This is a genomic window from Streptomyces oceani (genome assembly GCF_001751245.1).
In the GTDB taxonomy this organism is placed as follows: Bacteria; Actinomycetota; Actinomycetes; order Streptomycetales; family Streptomycetaceae; genus Streptomyces; species Streptomyces oceani.
In genome coordinates this window covers 1-17,514 of record NZ_LJGU01000091.1, presented here as the reverse complement: position 1 = coordinate 17,514, position 17,514 = coordinate 1, and the positions used below count along the sequence as shown (strand labels likewise).

The window sequence follows — 17,514 nt, the reverse complement described above, 5'->3', positions numbered from 1 at the left end:
ACCGGGATCAGAGGGCCGGACGTTCCAGCGTGGCCACGAACTTGTAGCGATCGCCCCGGTATACGGACCGGACCCATTCGACCGGTTCACCGGCGGCGTCCTGGGAGTGTCGGGAGAGCATGAGCATCGGCAGCCCGACGTCCGTGGCCAGCAGCCCAGCTTCGCGGGGCGTGGCGAGCGAGGTTTCGATCGTCTCCGCCGCCTGTGCGAGATGCACGCCGTAGACCTCGGCCAGAGCGGTGTACAACGAGGTGTACTTGGCCAGGCTGCGGCGCAGGGCGGGGAAGCGCTTCTGGGACAGGTGGGTGGTCTCGATGGCCATCGGTTCGCCGCTCGCCAGCCGTAGCCGTTCGATCCGCAACACCCGTCCGCCGGCGGGGATGTCCAGCAGTTCGGCCATCCTGTCGTCCGCGGTGATGTAGCCGATGTCCAGCAGCTGAGAGGTCGGCTCCAGGCCCTGGGCGCGCATGTCCTCGGTGTACGAGGTGAGTTGCAGGGCCTGTGAGACCTTGGGCTTGGCGACGAACGTGCCCTTGCCCTGGATGCGCTCCAGCCGGCCCTCCACGACGAGTTCCTGGAGTGCCTGACGGACCGTGGTGCGCGAGGTGTCGAACTCGCTCGCGAGCGTGCGCTCCGGTGGTACGGGGGTGCCGGGCGGCATCGTCTCGGTCATCTCCAGGAGATGCCGCTTCAGCCGGTAGTACTTGGGCACTCGGGCGGTCCGTGCGCCAGTGCCGCCACCGTTTCCGCCGCCGGCTTCCGTGGTACGAGCGCTGTCCGCGTTGCCCGCCGTGGCCGTGACCCCGTCGCTGCCCATGGCATCCCTTCCCGACCTGTGCGCTGCTGGCGTCACCGGCTCCTCCGTGTACGTGGCGGTTCACATCGTGGCATGTGCCGAGCTGGTGCGGACGTCCGAGCCGAGATGTCGTTCCGGTAACGGAACACACGTGAGTATGCGGCACCGTTGACACTCCATAAAAGTCTAGGCCAAGCTTCGGGAATGGTCTAAACCATTAGCCCGTGTCCACGGTCAGCGCCCGGCGTCTGTTCTCGGTCAGCTCGGTGGGCGGGTTTCGGGTCCATTGAGGAGGAACGGCGTGAAGCGCAAGCTCATAGCGGCTGTGGGGGCCACCGCCATGGTGGCGGGCCTCACGGCCTGTGGGTCGGACGGCGACAGTGCGGGCGGGGACGACACCCTCACGATCTGGGCCATGGACGGCTCGGCGCCCGACGCCTGGGCGAAGGAACTCAACAAGGCGTTCGAGGCCAAGCACAAGGGCGTGCAAGTCGAGATCAAGGTTCAGCACTGGAACGGCATCCAGGAGAAGATCACCACCGCGCTCTCCGAGGACTCGCCCCCGGACGTCCTGGAACTCGGGAACACGCAGACCTCGGGCTACGCTGCCACCGGCGGGCTCGCGGAGCTCACCGATATGAAGGGCAAGCTCGGCTACGACAGTTGGAACGAGGGCATGGTGCCCTCGACCGAACTGGACGGGAAGCTGTACAGCGCCCCCTGGTACGCCGCGAGCCGTGTCGTGGTCTACGACAAGAAGGCTTTCGAGAAGGCCGGGATCAAACCACCCAAGACACGGGACGAGTGGGTCGACGGGCTGCGACAGATCGAGGAGAAGACCGACAAGCAGCCCATCTACCTTCCAGGCCAGTTCTGGTACGTCTTCGCGGGTTTGCTCTGGGACGAGGGCGGCACCCTGGCTGCCAAGCAGGGGGACACCTGGAAGGGCACGTTGAGCAGCCCCGAGGCCCAGAAGGCGATGGACTTCTACAAGAAGCTGCAGTCCTTCTCCACCGCACCCAAGGACACGGACGAGGCCAAGCCCCAGCAGTCCACGGACGTCGTGCCCAAGGGGAAGGTCGCCTCCTGGATTGGTCTGGGATGGGAAGCCGCGGGCGCGCTGGACGCCATCAAGAAGGCGGGCGGCGAGGCGGACTTCGGCTACTTCCCGATACCGGGCAAGAGCGCGGACAAGCCGGGCAGCGTCTTCCTCGGTGGCTCCAACCTCGCGGTTTCCGAGCGCTCGCCGAACAAGGAACTCGCCAAGGACTGGCTGCGGATGGCCACTTCGGAGAAGTGGATGCGGAAGTACGCCGAGGCCACGGAAGGCGGACTGCTGCCGAACCGGGAGTCCGCCCAGATCGAGCCGGAAGCGGACTCCTTCGCCGCGGCCATGGTCGAAACCTCCAAGGTCGGTCGCCTCACTCCCGTCACTCCGGGTTGGGCGAACGTCGAGACGGAACCAAACCCGATCAAGGAGTACATGACCAAGGTGCTCAAGGGCACGGACCCGAAGAAGGCCGGCAAGGAAGCGGACGAGGTCATCGCCGAGCGCATCAACAAGAGCTGAATCGCGGATGCTTCGCGCCCCCTGCCCCACGGGGGGCGGAACGTCGCAGCCCAGGCCGTCACCGCGAGGAAGTGAGCCATGACCGTGTCAACCCGGGGCACGCCCCCGGCCACCGAGGAGTTGCCCGCCGGCGCACCCAAGTCGGAGGGTAACGACAGCGGCCAGCGAGCCCGGTTGCGCGCGCCGGCCGGAGCGCTGCCGTACGTACTGATAGCGCCGGCAGTCCTGGCACTGCTGGTCTTCCTGGGTTATCCGCTGGCCCGGAACATCGTCCTCTCGCTGCAGCAGCTGGGTCGGACGGAGATGATCTCCCGGGAGACCGTCTGGACCGGCCTGTCCAACTACACGGGGCTGCTGAACGACGACGCCTTCTGGACCGTCGTGCTGCGCACCTTCGTGTTCATGGCGGCCAACGTGGCGCTGATCATGGTGCTCGGCACGCTCGTCGGACTGCTGCTGAACACGCTCGGCAAGAAGATGCGCCTGCTCCTCTCGCTGGCGCTGGTGATGGCCTGGGCCATGCCGATCGTCGCCTCCGCCACGGTCTTCCGCTGGCTCTTCGACACCCAGTTCGGGGTCGTGAACTGGGTGATGCGGGAGCTGGGCTTCGCGGGCTACGAGCAGCACAACTGGTTCGACAGCGGCTTCTCGACCCTGGCGATCGTCACGCTGCTCATCGTGTGGGCGTCCGTGCCCTTCGTGGCGCTCAACCTGTACGCCGGGCTGACCACCATCAGCCCCGAGCTGTACGAGGCCGCTCGGATGGACGGCGCCTCGAACTGGCGGCTCTTCAGATCGGTGGTCTTCCCCATGATGAAGCAGTTCTTCCTCATCACCACGTTCCTGGAGATCATCTGGGTGTTCAAGGCGTTCGCGCAGATCGTCGCGCTGAACGGGGGCGGACCCGACCGCGCTTCCGAGACCCTGCCGGTGTTCGCCTACGTCGAGGGAATGGCCCAGATGAACTTCGGTACCGCGGCCGCCGCCTCCGTACTGACCATCCTGATCCTGTTGGCCGCGATGTCCTACTACTTCCGCCTGATTCTCAAGCAGGAGGAGGAGCAGTGAGCAACCCCACGCTGATCGACAAGGCGGCCGTACGCGCCAAGCGACGCAGGAGCCTGGGACGGGTCTGGCCCAACGCCGTGGCGCTGTGCCTGGTGCCGGTGTTCCTCTTCCCCGTGTACTGGATGTTCTCCACGTCCTTCAAGCCCGCGTCCGAGGTGCTCACGAAGTCCCCGACCTTCCTCTTCAGCCCCACCCTCGAGCACTACGGCACCGCCGCCGGTGTCGACATGTTCTGGACGTACGTCCGCAACAGCCTGACTGTCACGCTGGGGGCCGTGGGGCTTGCCCTCCTCGTCGCACTGGCGGCGAGTTTCGCGATCGTCCGGATGCGGTTTCGCGGACGCAAGGGCCTGGTGCTGGCGGTGATGATGGCGCAGATGGCCCCCTGGGAGGTCATGGTCATCGTGATGTACCTGATCGCCCGCGACGCCGAACTGCTGAACAGCATCGGCTTCCTCACCCTGGTGTACTTCGTCATGGTGCTGCCGTTCACCATCTGGACGCTACGAGGCTTCATCGCCGCGGTGCCCAAGGAACTGGAGGACGCCGCGCTGATCGACGGGTGCAGCCGCACCCAGGCGTTCTTCCGGGTCGTCTTCCCGCTGTTGGCACCCGGGCTGATGTCCACCTCGCTCTTCGGGTTCATCACCGCGTGGAACGAGTTCGCCATGGTGCTGGTGCTCAACAAGGAATCCGAGGCGTACACCCTGCCACTGTGGTTGACGCAGTTCCAGACGGCTTTCGGGAACGACTGGGGTGCCACGATGGCCGCTTCCTCGTTGTTCGCCATACCCGTCCTCCTTCTGTTCCTCTTCCTCCAGCGACGAGCCGTCGGTGGCCTGAGCGCCGGCGCAGTGAAGGGATAGCGCCCCATGACGACCCTCGCACCCACGGACCGTTCCCTGGCCCGGGACGTACTCACCGTCCTGCAACCCGGATTCACCGGTACCTCGGCGCCCGAGTGGTTGCTGCGGCAGCTGCGCGCAGGCCTCAGCTCGGTCGCCTTGTTCGGCCGCAACATCGAGTCCCCGGAACAGCTCGCCGCACTCACCGCGGAGCTTCGTGCCGTACGGCCGGACGTGCTGGTGGCCATCGACGAGGAGGGTGGGGACGTCACCCGACTGGAGGCTCGTACGGGCTCCTCCTTCCCGGGCAATCTCGCGTTGGGCACGGTCGACGATCCGGAACTGACATGGGCGGTAGCGCACGCCCTGGGGCGGCGACTGGCCGCGTGCGGGGTGAACCTGAACTGGGCACCGTCGGCGGACGTCAACGCGAACCCGGACAATCCGGTGATCGGAGTCCGCTCCTTCGGGAGCGATCCCCAACTCGTGGCCCGGCACACCGTCTCGTATGTCGAGGGGTTGCAGGCGGCCGGGGTGGCGGCCTGTGTGAAGCACTTTCCCGGGCACGGCGACACCGCCATCGACTCGCACCATTCGGTGCCCAGGATCGACGCCCAACAGCAGACCCTGGACGAACGGGAGTTCGTGCCCTTCCGCGCGGCGGTGGCCGCGGGTTGCAGGTGCGTCATGAGCGCCCACATCCTGCTGCCCGCGCTGGACCCCGACCGACCCGGCACGCTGAGCCCGGCCGTACTCAGCGGGTTGCTTCGGGCACCGCGGGACCAGGGTGGCATCGGGCACAACGGGCTGATCGTCACCGACGGGATGGAGATGCAGGCCATCGCGGCCGCCTACGGCTTGGAGCGCGGCAGCGTGCTCGCGCTCGCCGCGGGAGCAGACGCCATCTGTGTCGGTGGCGGACTGGCCGACGAGGACACCGTGCTGCGGCTTCGCGACGCGTTGGTGAGGGCCGTACGCGACGGCGAGCTGACCAGAGAGCGGCTTGCCGACGCCGCAGCACGGGTACGCGTCCTGGCGCGTTGGACGAGCGGCAGTCAGGACGGGAGCGGCAACGCGGACAGGAGCCGGAGCACGGCACACGGGGCGGTGAAGGAGGGTGCGCCCGGCGACGTGCGGCCGAGCGCGGCGCCCCCGACCCCCGCGACCTGGACGGACGACGCCGAGGAGACCGGGCTGATGGCGGCCCGACGGGCACTGCGAGTCACCGGACGCGATGACTATGAGCCCATCGTCGAGCCGCCGTTCGTCGTGGCGTTCACGCCGCTCGCGAACATCGCCGTCGGTGACGAGACGCCCTGGGGCCTGGCCGCTGAGCTGGCACGGCTGCTCCCCGGGACACGGACGGTGACCCACGCGCAGGACGCGCTGGCCAGCGTGGCCAGGCAGGACTGGGTCTCGGCTGTGCTCGCCGAGGCCGCGGACCGTAGGATCGTCGCAGTAGTACGTGACCTTCACCGCCATTCGTGGATGAGTGAGGCGTTGCATGCTCTCCTCGACGCTCGGCCACAGACTGTCGTGGTCGAGATGGGATTGCCCCAGGCACCGCCCGTGGGGGAGTTGCACATCGCCACTCACGGTGCCGCACGCGTATGCGGACGAGCCGCCGCGGAGGTCATCGTCGGCAAGGGCGCCGACAGCTGAATCCACGCGTCGTACAGCAACATCCACTTGGAGGCACCCAGCATGTCCGCGCCGACTTCGTCGCAGCAGCAGAACGAGCCAGGCCGGGTGATGTTCGGCGAGATGGCCGAACAGCCAGCGGTGTTGCGCCGGCTGCTTGACGAGGGCTCCCCCGAGATCCGTCGAACCGGTGAGCAGATCGCCGCCAGGCATCCCCGCTTCGTCCTTCTCACCGCGCGGGGCACCTCCGACAATGCCGCGTTGTACGCGAAGTACCTCTTCGAGATCCTCCTCGGCAAGCCCTGTGGACTCACCTCGATGTCCACCACCACGGCCTACGAGGCGAAGGCAGACCTCACCGACTGCCTCGTGATCACGGTGAGTCAGTCCGGTGGTTCACCGGATCTGGTCGCCTCCACGCGCGCGGCTCGGGATGCCGGCGCGATCACCCTCGCGGTGACCAACAACGCCGATTCCGCGCTCGCCTCCGTCAGTGAGTTCCACATCGACGTCCTGGCCGGTGAGGAGAAGGCTCTTCCGGCGACCAAGACATACACCGCCGAGTTGCTCGCGCTGTACCTCCTGGTGGAGGGCATGCGCGGCGGTCACGGCGCTGAAACCGCCAAGGTCCTGCCGGAGCTGGCCGAGTCCGTGCTGGCTCGGGGTGACGAGGTCAAGGCACTCGCCGGCCGCTACCGCTTCGCGGAGCGCATGGTGATCACCTCCCGAGGCTATGGCTATCCAACGGCGAAGGAAGCCGCTCTGAAGCTGATGGAGACCAGCTACATCCCGGCGCTGTCGTATTCCGGGGCGGACCTGCTTCATGGTCCGCTGGCGATGGTGGACAACATCTCCCCGGTCATCGCCGTGGTGACGGATGGCAAGGGAGGGGAAGCGCTACAGCCCGTCCTGGACCGGCTGAAGGACCGGGGCGCGGACCTGGTCGTGATCGGCCCGAAGCGACAGGTCGATGGCGCATCGGCCGGGTTTGTCCTCCCGACGAGGGGAGTCCCGGAGGAACTGCAGCCCGTGCTGGAGATCATTCCGCTTCAGATGCTGGCCTACGAGGTGACGATGGCCAGGGGTCAGGACCCTGACGCTCCGCGCGCGTTGGCGAAGGTCACGCAGACTCGGTGACCCGTCCGCACGACGTGCCGTAGACCGTGCCGGGCACTCGCCCCGTTGCGAGGCCCGGCACGGTGTCGTCAGAACAACGCACCTCCCGTGGCGTCAATCCACTGGCCGGTGACCCAGCGACTGTCCTCAGACGCGAGAAACGCCGCCACCCCCGCTATATCGTCCGGTACGCCGACCCGGCCGAGCGGGGACGCGGCGGAGACACCGGCCTGAGCCTCGGCGCTCGCACGGAGCCAGTCGGCGTTCATATCCGTGTCCACGACGCCTGGTGCCACGGCGTTGACCGTGATGGCACGGGCCCCGAGCTCCTTGGCCAGCGTCATGGTGAAGACGTCGATCGCGCCCTTGGTCATCGCGTAGGCCAGCAAGTCCGGAGCCGCACCGCCGCGGGTCAGTCCGGAGGAGACGTTGATGATACGGCCACCGTCCCGCAGCCGGGAGAGACCCTGCTGGGTGATGAAGAAGGGCGCCTTCGTGTTGACGGCGAAGAGGTGGTCGAAGGCTTCCGGCGTGACCTCCGCAGGGCGGACCTGACCGCCGTTGACGCCGGCGTTGTTCACCAGGATGTCCAGGCCGTCCGCCTGTGCGTCGAACGCGGACCAGAGACCTTCCGCGTCACCGGCCTTGCCGAGCCGGGCCTGGACGGTGAAGGCGGTGCCGCCCGCTGCCTCGATAGCCGTCGCCGTGTCCTTGGCCGCGGTGGCGTCACCGCCGAAGTGCACTCCGACGCGGGCGCCTTCCCGCCCGAGGCGCTCGGCGATGGCTCGGCCGATTCCCCTGCTGCCCCCGGTGACCAGTGCCGTCCGGCCGGCCAGCCGCTTCGTGGCAGGCGGCTGCGCTGTGCTGGATACCATCGTGACTCCATATAACTAGTGGTCGCTACAGAAAGAACGCTAACACATTATGCAGTGAGCGCTATAGAATAGCGTCATGAGCACTGCGCAGAGCGGAGGGCGGCGGGGTCGCCCACGCTCCTTCGACCGCGGGACCGCCCTCGAGCGGGCCATTCGCGCCTTCTGGGAAGAGGGTTACGAAGCGACGTCGATCGCCGACCTCACCGAGGTCATGGGGATCGGTGCGCCCAGTCTGTACGCCGCCTTCGGCGACAAGCGGACCCTTTTCGGCGAGGTCATCGAGGTCTACGTGCGGGAGTACGGCGGCTTCATCGATCGCGCCCTCGAAGAGGAGGGCACCGCCCGGGGCGCGCTGTCGCGGGTCCTCCACGACGCCGCGGGTGAGTACACGACGCCTGGTCGGCCGCCGGGCTGTCTGATCGCCACGGCCGCCAGTAACGGCGGCTCGGGAGACGCGACCGAGGCGTTGTGCGAGAAGCGTCGGGCGAACGAGAACAGGTTCGAGAGCAGGATTCGGGCTGGTGTCGCCGCTGGAGAGCTGCCGGCGGACACCGACGCCCGTGCCCTGGCGCAGTTCACCGGAGTCGTGATGCACGGGATGTCCCAGCAGGCCCGGGACGGCGCGAACCACACCGAACTCCTGGCGGTGGCGGACACCGCGATGCGGGCCTGGCCCGCGCTGCTTGTGGGCGGCCGGGAGGAGGAGCGCCACTGAACACTTCGGGCCGCGGCGCCGGGGTGGGACCCTCACCCCGCCCAGCGCCGCAGCCCGGAGTTCCAAGGCTCGGGCGCGTCAGGGCAGAGAGCGCCGTGAACCTCGTTCCACTCTTCTGTGCGGGAAGAGCGGAAGCCGTGTATGTCAGCCGTGGGGCTTCCTGGAAGCAATTGTGGACTAGACCTGTTGCTCTGTCCATGGGTGGGAGAACCATGGAAGACCGCCCCCGTCGTGCCCCACGCCGCCGCCGGTAGTCTCGGCGCTGTGCCCTCGATGAACGACCTAGTACGCCACCACACGGCCCTCTCGGACACCGACCTGCAGTGGCTGCACCTGCTCGTGTCGGAATGGCAGTTGCTCTCCGACCTCTCGTTCGCGGATCTGGTGCTCTGGGTCCCCACCCGGGACGGCAGCCGCTACGTGTCCGTGGCCCAGATGCGTCCCAACACGGGCCCGACCTCCTACCAGGACGACATGGTGGGGCACTTGGTGCCCCGCGGGAAGCGGCCCCTGCTGGACGCGGCCCTGGATGACGGACGGATCGTGCGGGAGGGTGATCCGGAGTGGCGGGAGGAGGTGCCGGTCCGGGTCGAATCGATCCCCGTCCGCCGTGCTGGGCGCGTGCTCGGCGTCATCGCCCGGAACACCAATCTCCTCACCGTACGCACGCCCAGTCGGCTGGAGCTCACCTATCTCCAGAGCGCCTCCGACCTGGCACAGATGATCGCCACGGGATCGTTCCCGTACCCGGGCCAGCAGGGAGACACCGATGTCTCACCTCGGGTGGGCGACGGTCTCATCCGGCTCGATGCCGACGGAGTGGTCCAGTACGCCAGCCCGAACGCGCTCTCGGCCTATCACCGGCTCGGTCTTGCAGCAGACCTGGTGGGACTCCATCTCGGCCAGGCAACCACCGAACTGGCCCCGACCCGAGGGCCGGTGGACGAGTCCATGATCAAGCTGGCCAGCGGCTGGGCGCCCCGTGCGGCCGAGGTGGAGGGAAACGACTGTGTGGTGCAGTTGCGTGCCATCCCGTTGCAGCCCAAGGGAAGCAGGATCGGTTCGCTGGTGCTGCTGCGCGACATCACGGAAGTCCGGCACCGGGAGCGGGAACTGCTCACCAAGGACGCCACCATCCGGGAGATCCACCATCGAGTGAAGAACAACCTGCAAACCGTGGCCGCACTGCTGCGGTTGCAGTCTCGGCGTATGGACTCGGACCGAGCCAGGGACGCGCTGAACGAGGCGGTGCGTCGCGTCGGCTCGATCGCGATCGTCCACGAGACCCTGTCCCAGAACCTCGATGAGCGCGTCGAGTTCGACGAGATCACCGACCGAGTGCTCGGCATGGTGGCAGAGCTCTCGCCTGACCGCATCCGGGGCTATCGGACGGGTCGCTTCGGGATTTTGCCGGCAGAGGTGGCGACCCCGCTCGCCATGGTGCTCACCGAGGTGTTGCAGAACGCGCTGGAACACGCCTTCGCGGCAGGGGCCCAGGGGACGGTCGAGGTCGGTGCGGTGCGCACCGAGGGCGCGGGTCGGGAAACCGGTCGGTTGTTGGTCACCGTGCAGGACGACGGATGCGGCCTGCCGGAAGGCTTCGACATGCGCCAGGCGGGCAACCTGGGGTTGCAGATCGTGCGCACGCTGGTGGAGGGGGAGTTGGGCGGGACTTTCGACATGGTTCCAGCACCGGAGCGCGGGACTCGAGTGCTCTTCGACCTGCCCCTCGCACCGGAACCGGGGGTGGCCGGGGAGTGACGGCGGCGACCGTCGCCGAGCCAGCCAAACGATGAGCCCTGGTGCTGACGAAGTGTCAGCACCAGGGCTCATCGATGTATGTGTGCGGTGTCTGTCACGGACACCGCGCGCTGCGGTCGAGACGGCAGTCGGTGTGGCGACTCAGGCGCTCGCGGCGTTGTTCCGCGCGCGGTTGCGAGCTGCGCGGCGCTTCATCGCGCGGCGCTCGTCCTCGCTGAGGCCACCCCAGACACCGGAGTCCTGACCGGACTCCAGGGCCCACTGCAGGCACTGCTCCATGACGGGGCAGCGGCGGCAGACAGCCTTGGCTTCCTCGATCTGCAGCAGCGCGGGACCGGTGTTGCCGATGGGGAAGAAGAGCTCGGGGTCTTCCTCGCGGCAAACGGCGTTATGACGCCAGTCCATGGCTGCTACCTCTCCTCGTACGGTGGGGCTTGTGAATGTGAACGCTTTCACGAATCCCTCCGCAGGGGAAGGGGAACAACGCAGATGTGATGCGAGTCCCACAAGGTTGAGGAGGAGGATTCGAGGCTCTCAAGGGGCCGCCGATGGCCGTCCCGATCGCCATGAAGAGACTCGCAAACCTCGGCGGTGGATACAACCCCTTCGGGAAAGTTTTTTTTGATTCCTTGGTGTCGGCTGGCTCACAGCCGTAATTCCAGTGGGTGGAAGCCAGCCTAAACGTTCGAGTAAAAGGACTTTGAGCCCTTCCACTTACGCAATCACACGCAGTGCATGCCGTACGCCTGTGAACTGCACACTGGTGCGTACTCCCAGATGATCGCCATCCACCTGGAAAGGCAGCGGGACCTTTGAATGCAAGGTGAAGTCGGTGAGGTCGTGCAGTGAAACCGCGTGCTTGCCGTGTGGCCCCCGGTCCGGAGTGGAGGTCAGCAGTTGAGTGCCGTAGCGGCCTATAGCCGAGGGGGTGAGCCGGGACAGCCCCAGCAGGTCGAGGCCGGTGTCGAAGGAGGTGCCGGGCACCGCGTACATCGGGCGGTTGCCCAGATACGACCAGGGGGCGGTGTTGCAGATCAGCGAGAGGACCAGTTCGTGGACCGGCTCCCGGCCCGCCACCTCAAGGGTGATGGTGCCCGTGCGGCGGTGCGGCTCCTTGAGGAACTGGCGCAGGACCTGGCGGACGTACAGCGGGTGAGTCGAGCGCTTTCCGCGCTCACGCTGTTGTTCCACGCGTCCGATGACACCGGCGTCGAAACCGAATCCGGCGCAGAAGGTGAACCAGCGTGCCGGTACCTCGGCATCGCCGCTTTCCGGGGTCCCGGTCGCCTTCCCCAGCCCGACCGTGCGCTCCCGTCCCTCACGCAGCGCGTCCAGCAGCACTCCGGTCGCCTCGACGGGGTGGTTGGGAAAGCCGAGCGCCCGCGCGAACACATTGGTCGAGCCCCCCGGCACCACGGTCAGTGCCGGCAACCGTCGGGGCGCCGGGCCGTCGTGGAGAAGGCCGTTGGCGATCTCGTTGACGGTCCCGTCTCCGCCGAGAGCGATGACCAACTCGGTCTCGTCCTCCACCGCCCGCTGTGCGAGGTCGCGCGCGTGCCCCCGGTATTCCGTGGTGGCGACCGTGAGTTCGAGGTCACTGGCCAGCGCGTGAGTGAGCACGTCGCGGGTGCGTGCGCTGGTGGTGGTGGCTGCTGGGTTGACCACGAGGAGTGCGCGCATGCATGGCAGGGTACCCATGGCGGCTTGCTGCCCTGGAGCCCAGGTTGCCCTCGTCTTCGAGCTACCCTGCACTGGTGAGTGACTGTGCTGCCACCCCCGCCCGACCGGCCCGGATCGTAACCGCCGCGGTGTTGACCGCGTTGGAAGGGGTGGTGATCGCCGGCTTCGGGCTGGCCTCCTTGGTAATGCTCTTCACCGGTGATCCGGACGGCACCACGCAGGCGTTGACCCTGTCCCTGACTGTGCTAGCCCTCTCGGTGCTGCCACTGCTGGCTGCCCAGGGGCTGCGTCGGCTGCGCAGTTGGAGCCGCGGGCCGGCGATGATCATCCAGCTACTCGCCTTGCCCGTGGGGTGGCAGATGGCACAGAACGGCGGCGTCTGGCTCGTCGGCGGACTCGTGATCGGTGCGGTGGCGCTGGTGGCACTCGGCTGTGTGGTCAACCCCACCGCGACGGAGGCTCTCGGTATCGGCGCTCAGCGCTCCTGACAGCGTGCTGGGGAGCTGACGGCCCACGGGGCCTTCCTGCCTTGACCCGGGGTAGGACGATCACGGCCCCACCAGGCTGCTGAGCCGGTTCCGCTCGCATCTGCGGCCCGCGGAGGTGGGGAAGACCTCCCAACGACCGGGGCATCGCCCCGCGTAACCGGAAACCCGACTCAGGGCGAGCCGCCACGCGTGAACGCCAGGAAGGGAATCACCCGCCCTTCAGGCGGGAGCGGGCGTCAATCCTCCACCAGCAACCGGTCGCGCAGTTGAGCCAGAGTGCGGGCGAGCAGACGGGAGACGTGCATCTGGGAGATGCCCACCTCCTCCGCGATCTGGGACTGGGTCATGTTGCCGAAGAAGCGCAGCAGCAGGATCTTCTTCTCACGCGGCGGCAGCTCCTCGAGCAACGGCTTGAGTGACTCGCGGTACTCCACCCCCTCCAGCGCGTCGTCCTCGGCGCCGAGGGTGTCCGCGACGGCGGGGGACTCGTCGTCGGTATCCGGAACGTCCAGGGAGAGTGTGCTGTACGCGTTCGCCGACTCGAGCCCCTCCAGCACCTCCTCCTCGGAGAGCGAGAGTCGCTGCGCCAACTCGTGCACCGTGGGCGCGCGGCCGTGTTGCTGGGACAGCTCGGCGGTGGCGGACGTCAGGGAAAGCCGCAACTCCTGAAGCCGGCGTGGGACCCGTACCGCCCAACCCTTGTCCCGGAAGTGCCGCTTGATCTCGCCCACGACCGTCGGGGTGGCGTACGTCGAGAACTCCACGCCCCGGTCGGGATCGAAGCGGTCCACGGACTTGATCAGTCCGATGGTCGCGACCTGCGTGAGGTCGTCCAGTGGTTCCCCGCGGTTGCGGAACCGACGGGCGAGGTGCTCGACGAGGGGGAGGTGCATCCGCACGAGGTGATTGCGCAGCTCGGCTCGAGCGGGGCTGTGCTCCGGGAGCGTGTGCAGTTCCGCGAACAGAGCCCGGGCGCCGCTGCGGTCGTACGGGGCGCCCGGACCATGCGCCGCGTGCGCCCGCAGCGCTTCGGCCGCCTGCGTCTGCTTCTCCTGTTGCTCGTCCATCGAGTCCGCCCGCTTCGCTTGCTCACGGCCGTTGTCGGCCGGATGCGGCCGGGCCTGCTGCTCGGGAATGCCGGGGCCGGCCGCGTCCAGGTGGTCCGCCCACGCTTCTCGTGCCTCGTGCTCGGTCACGATGGTTCCGGCCCCGCGCCGCGCTGCTTGCGCAGACTGATGCTGACCGTGCGGGTCTCGGACACCGCGGAGTCCACTTCGCCGGCCAGCGCGGACAGTACCGTCCAGGCAAAGGTGTCACGCTCCGGCGCTCTGCCGTCGGTTGTGGGTGCCGAGACGGTCACCCGCAGCGAGTCTCCGATCAACTCGAAGACGCAACTGAGTACCGAACCGGGAACCGCCTGCTGAAGCAGGATGGCGCACGCCTCGTCGACCGCGATACGAAGATCCTCGATCTCGTCGAGAGTGAAGTCCAATCGGGCCGCGAGTCCGGCGGTGGCTGTGCGCAGCACGGACAGGTAGGCACCGGCAGCGGGCAGCCGGACCTCGACGAAGTCCTTGTCTCCGGGCTCGCCTGCGATCTGGGACACCCTCACCTCCAAGGTGGCGCAAGCCGATTCGGCTCGTCGATGACTGATACGACGCGCGGTCCTGGCAGCGCAGATGGCCTGCGAGCCGTCCGGACCGACAGCGGGTGGTGCGACTGCGACGCTATCGCGATCCGTGTCGGAATGTCGCCCGACTGAATCTTGGAGTCACGACTCCGCATCACCAATGTCCAGTTACCTATAGTAAACATAATGGCACGTAAAGTGGCTAGAGGGCGGGGAGGGGAAATCCGGGACAATCACGCTGCGTTGGCGATGTGCCGAGGTGAGTCGAGCCACCTCGGACGACCGCGAATCCACACTCGTCCGTCGGCCCCCTCCACGGTACGCCGGAGAAGCCGACTGACTGGGTGTTTCCAGTCTCGTACCCATCACGCGTGCCGTTGCAACTCCAGACAGCGCGAATGCCTGTCGCGAGCCGGGTGACGCCGTTCCGTGACGGTCGGGGGTGCGCCGGCTGGTGGACGGGCAACCCCTCGTGGACACGTAGGGTGAGGGTGGGTGGTCCCGCATGGGTGCCCGGAGGCGCACGCGACCGACGTCATCCGGTGATCACGGCGGTCACCGTGCTGTCTGGCGGAAAGGCCCGCTCGTCGGCCAGCTGACACAGGGCGTACAGCAGTTTGGCCACGTAGACCCGGTCCAGCGGTACGGGCGGGTGCCGGGCCTCGAAGTCCCTGGCGAAGCCCTCCAACTCCCGCGTCGTACGCGCGTAGCCGCCCCCGTGGAAGCGGTCGTCCAGCCGCCAGTCGCCCCGTGGGCCGCCGTAGGCGGCCCGTTGCAGCCGGGTCACCTCGCGGTCGAGGAATCCGCCCCGCAGCACCGGGATGCCCAGGGCCACCGCCGGGGCGCCCGACACGCCGCTCCGTCGTGCCCCGTTCTCCGGTTCGGCGGCCAGCCCGGCGGCCAGCCCGGCGAGGGTCCCTCCGGTGCCACAGGCCACGGCGGCCACGTCGGTGTGTCCTCGCAGCTCGGCGCCCAGTTCGGCGCACCCGCGCACGGCCGCGCCGTTACTGCCGCCCTCAGGCACCAGGTGGAAGTCGCCGAAGCGCTCGTGCAGTTCCGCGATCCAGGCCGGTTCGGCCCGGTGGCGATAGGCGGCGCGGGTGACGAAGTGCAGCCGCATGCCGTCAGCGGCGCATCGGGTCAGCGAGTCGTTCAGCGGTTGTCGAGCCAGTTCGTCGCCACGCACCACCCCGATCGTTCGCCAGCCCAGCAGCCGGCCGGCCGCGGCGGTGGCCCGTAGGTGGTTGGAGTAGGCACCGCCGAAGGTCAGCACGGTGTGGTGACCGTGCTCCGCGGCCAGACGAAGGTTCGGTACGAGTTTCCGCCACTTGTTGCCCGGCAGCGCGGGGTGGATCAGATCGTCCCGCTTGAGCAGTAACCGGACTCCCCGCCGAGCGAAGCGCTCGTCGGTCACCTCGCGGAGCGGTGACGGCAGCCGCGGGGCGAGCTCCGGCAGGGGGTCCGTCACCATGTGCCCTCCTTCCGTCGGGCCACCAGTGTCGCCGGTGTCTCGATGCCGCCGGAGCCGCCGGTGTCTCGGTGTCGCCGGACGGAGCGGGGAACCGGATACCTCGGAGCCGGAAAACCGGAACCACGCGTACGCCGCTGCCGTACCCGCCCCGGCGGCTGCGCCGGTCGCACGCTCCCGGGACGACGCGAACGCTCGCCCCGGGAGTCGGTGCGGGGGAACTCAGCCGAGCCGCTCCGCGATCCGTTTCCGCATGGAGTCCATGGTGAACCCGCGCGGATCGACCTTCTGGTTCGTCCACTCCTTGTGGCCGATGACCGACCGCTCGTTCCAGCCGTGGTGCCGGCAGAGGGCCGCCGCGGCCCGCTCGATGGCCTCGAGCTGGGCCTTGGGCCACGGGTCCTCGCCGTCGCCCAGGTTCTCGCACTCGAAGCCGTAGAACCGGCTGTTGCCGTCCGTGTTGCGCTCGTTCGGAGCGGGCAGCTCGCGCTCGGCGATGACGGCCCGGAGGACGTCGTCATCGCCGAGACCCGCGTGGTTGGCACGGCCGTTCCCGACCATGTGGATGGTGCCGTCCTTCGTTATCACGCCGTGGCAGAGGGGGCCGGGGAGCGAGTCGTAACCCTCGTAGCAGATCTCGACCGTCCGCTTGGAGCCACTGGTGACCGTGTGGTGGATCATGATGCCGTTCACCGGGCCCCACTCGCCCTGGTGGTTTCGGTTGTGGTCCCGCCAGTCGCGGAACTCCTCCACGGTCGCGCCCTCGTCCTTCAGTGCCGCGACAAAGCCGCTCGCGGTGATGGGTGTCGCCATGCTTCGCCTCTGTTTCGTCCAGAGTGTCTCGGCCCGAGTGTGCTCTCGTCCCGAGCTTTTCGTCCGGTGATGCCGTTGGCCGGGCCCAGCCCGGTCCCGGCCGCTACTGAGTGCAGTGCCCCCTCTGTTGGGCGTCCGAACGTGCCAGCAGCGCTTGTACGCACTCCTGGCGCGCGTACGGTCGCAGCAGCGCCGGAATGCGCGCGCGTGCGCGGCGCGCACGCCCCGATCGGACCATGGAACAGTCACTCAGAAACACCTCCCACGCCGCACACGCCTCGTCCAGCCGCTCCTCAGCGAGGAGGAGTTCGGCGAGCTCCGCATGACTGAGCGCACGCGCCCGGCGCTCGTCCGGGGCACGAGAGCGAAGCGAGTCGCGCAACTCCGCGATGGCGCCCGCTCGATCACCGAGACAGGCTCGTACCCGACCGGTCTGGTATTGCAGGGCGGCCTCCTGATAACCCCCGATCGGGCCACCGCCCAGCGCGTCCGCGTGGCTCAGTTCCCGTTCCGCCTGACGCAGCGCGCCCAGGGCTGCCGTACGACGCCCGGTGCCCGCCGCGGCCACGGCCAGTCCGGCGTACAGGAAGGACCGCGCGGAGGGCTCGGTGTCCGGAGGTGCGATCGCGCAGGCCGCCTCGGCGAGCGCGAGGCTGTCCTGCCGGTGTCCGAGTTGGTGTGCCTGGGTGCTCAGCGCGCGCCGGGCGAAGGCGGCTTCGGCGGGTACGCCCGCCTCCTCGGCGAGCTCGCCGGCGGCTCGGAAGGTGCGCTGCGCCAGCCCGTGGCGTTGTTCGTCGACGTAGACCCGGGCCAGCAGGTAGCTCAGCCGGGCGGCGCCGGCCAGCAACTGGTCGTGCTCGACGGCTCGGAGGGTCCAGCCGCCGTGCCTGGTACGGACGGTTGGCGTGCTGCCGGAAGCCCGTAGCGTACGGGCCAGCGCCGCGAGGTACGCGGCGAGCGGCGCGCGGACGTGCCCCCCACCGTGCCGGTCGGCCTGCTCGGTGAAGAAGTGGGCGTGCGCGCGTACGGACGCGGCGTCCCCGGCGGC

16 protein-coding genes and 1 pseudogene are annotated in these 17,514 nt (G+C 68.3%); 8 read left to right on the top strand and 9 right to left on the bottom strand.

Annotation, left to right across the window (positions count from 1 at the left end):
* Positions 1-7: 7 nt before the first annotated feature.
* Positions 8-817, bottom strand: coding sequence for a GntR family transcriptional regulator (locus AN216_RS01050; protein ID WP_070194652.1), 810 nt, complete (start codon positions 815-817; stop codon positions 8-10).
* A gap of 280 nt (positions 818-1,097) precedes the next feature.
* Here AN216_RS01050 and AN216_RS01045 point away from each other — a divergent pair, with 280 nt between their 5' ends.
* The 5 genes from AN216_RS01045 to AN216_RS01025 all read left to right on the top strand — a co-directional run bounded on the left by AN216_RS01045 (position 1,098) and on the right by AN216_RS01025 (position 7,057).
* Positions 1,098-2,366, top strand: coding sequence for an extracellular solute-binding protein (locus tag AN216_RS01045; RefSeq protein ID WP_070194651.1), 1,269 nt, complete (start codon positions 1,098-1,100; stop codon positions 2,364-2,366).
* A 78-nt stretch (positions 2,367-2,444) separates the two neighbouring features.
* The gene (locus tag AN216_RS01040; protein ID WP_070194650.1) at positions 2,445-3,434 is read left to right on the top strand and encodes a carbohydrate ABC transporter permease; all 990 of its coding nucleotides are present in this window, start codon (positions 2,445-2,447) and stop codon (positions 3,432-3,434) included.
* Positions 3,435-3,448: 14 nt separating this feature from the next.
* A complete protein-coding gene (locus AN216_RS01035) occupies positions 3,449-4,300 on the top strand; it encodes a carbohydrate ABC transporter permease (protein ID WP_070194706.1) in 852 nt (283 codons plus the stop codon).
* Between the two features lie 6 nt (positions 4,301-4,306).
* Positions 4,307-5,941, top strand: a complete 1,635-nt coding sequence (locus tag AN216_RS01030; protein ID WP_070194649.1) for a glycoside hydrolase family 3 protein — start codon at positions 4,307-4,309, stop codon at positions 5,939-5,941.
* 42 nt (positions 5,942-5,983) lie between these two features.
* On the top strand, positions 5,984-7,057 hold the full coding sequence (locus tag AN216_RS01025) for an SIS domain-containing protein (protein ID WP_070194648.1): 1,074 nt from the start codon (positions 5,984-5,986) through the stop codon (positions 7,055-7,057).
* A 68-nt stretch (positions 7,058-7,125) separates the two neighbouring features.
* Here AN216_RS01025 and AN216_RS01020 read toward each other — a convergent pair whose 3' ends face one another.
* A complete protein-coding gene (locus AN216_RS01020; protein ID WP_070194647.1) occupies positions 7,126-7,911 on the bottom strand; it encodes an SDR family oxidoreductase in 786 nt (261 codons plus the stop codon).
* Positions 7,912-7,987: 76 nt separating this feature from the next.
* Between AN216_RS01020 and AN216_RS01015 the strand changes: the two genes are divergently transcribed.
* Positions 7,988-8,626, top strand: a complete 639-nt coding sequence (locus AN216_RS01015; RefSeq protein ID WP_070194646.1) for a TetR/AcrR family transcriptional regulator — start codon at positions 7,988-7,990, stop codon at positions 8,624-8,626.
* Positions 8,627-8,899: 273 nt separating this feature from the next.
* Entirely contained in the window at positions 8,900-10,387 is a 1,488-nt protein-coding gene (locus AN216_RS01010; protein ID WP_170842989.1) for a sensor histidine kinase, read from the top strand.
* Between the two features lie 141 nt (positions 10,388-10,528).
* On the opposite strand, the gene AN216_RS01005 is transcribed toward AN216_RS01010, so the two are convergent.
* Together AN216_RS01005 and AN216_RS01000 are read right to left on the bottom strand one after the other, a co-directional pair.
* Complete coding sequence (locus AN216_RS01005; protein ID WP_023528300.1) at positions 10,529-10,792, bottom strand: WhiB family transcriptional regulator; 264 nt, start codon at positions 10,790-10,792, stop codon at positions 10,529-10,531.
* A gap of 309 nt (positions 10,793-11,101) precedes the next feature.
* Positions 11,102-12,067 carry a diacylglycerol/lipid kinase family protein gene (locus AN216_RS01000; protein WP_070194703.1) on the bottom strand — a complete coding sequence of 322 codons (966 nt, stop codon included), beginning with the start codon at positions 12,065-12,067 and terminating at the stop codon, positions 11,102-11,104.
* 74 nt (positions 12,068-12,141) lie between these two features.
* Here AN216_RS01000 and AN216_RS00995 point away from each other — a divergent pair, with 74 nt between their 5' ends.
* Positions 12,142-12,555 (top strand): hypothetical protein, encoded by a 414-nt coding sequence (locus tag AN216_RS00995; RefSeq protein WP_244502262.1) that lies wholly within the window; start codon positions 12,142-12,144, stop codon positions 12,553-12,555.
* Between the two features lie 236 nt (positions 12,556-12,791).
* Here the strand turns inward: AN216_RS00995 and AN216_RS00990 are convergent, their stop codons facing one another.
* From AN216_RS00990 to AN216_RS28925, 5 genes and pseudogenes are all read right to left on the bottom strand, one after another.
* Positions 12,792-13,859, bottom strand: coding sequence for an RNA polymerase sigma factor SigF (locus AN216_RS00990; protein ID WP_420855674.1), 1,068 nt, complete (start codon positions 13,857-13,859; stop codon positions 12,792-12,794).
* Complete coding sequence (locus AN216_RS00985; RefSeq protein WP_070194644.1) at positions 13,748-14,161, bottom strand: ATP-binding protein; 414 nt, start codon at positions 14,159-14,161, stop codon at positions 13,748-13,750. Before AN216_RS00985 ends, AN216_RS00990 begins: the two co-directional genes overlap by 112 nt.
* Before the next feature lie 559 nt (positions 14,162-14,720).
* Positions 14,721-15,656 (bottom strand): 1-aminocyclopropane-1-carboxylate deaminase/D-cysteine desulfhydrase, encoded by a 936-nt coding sequence (locus AN216_RS00980; RefSeq protein ID WP_070194643.1) that lies wholly within the window; start codon positions 15,654-15,656, stop codon positions 14,721-14,723.
* Between the two features lie 219 nt (positions 15,657-15,875).
* On the bottom strand, positions 15,876-16,466 hold the full coding sequence (locus AN216_RS00975; RefSeq protein ID WP_070194642.1) for a peptidoglycan recognition protein family protein: 591 nt from the start codon (positions 16,464-16,466) through the stop codon (positions 15,876-15,878).
* A gap of 103 nt (positions 16,467-16,569) precedes the next feature.
* Positions 16,570-17,514 (bottom strand): annotated as a pseudogene (locus tag AN216_RS28925) (hypothetical protein); the annotation flags it as partial.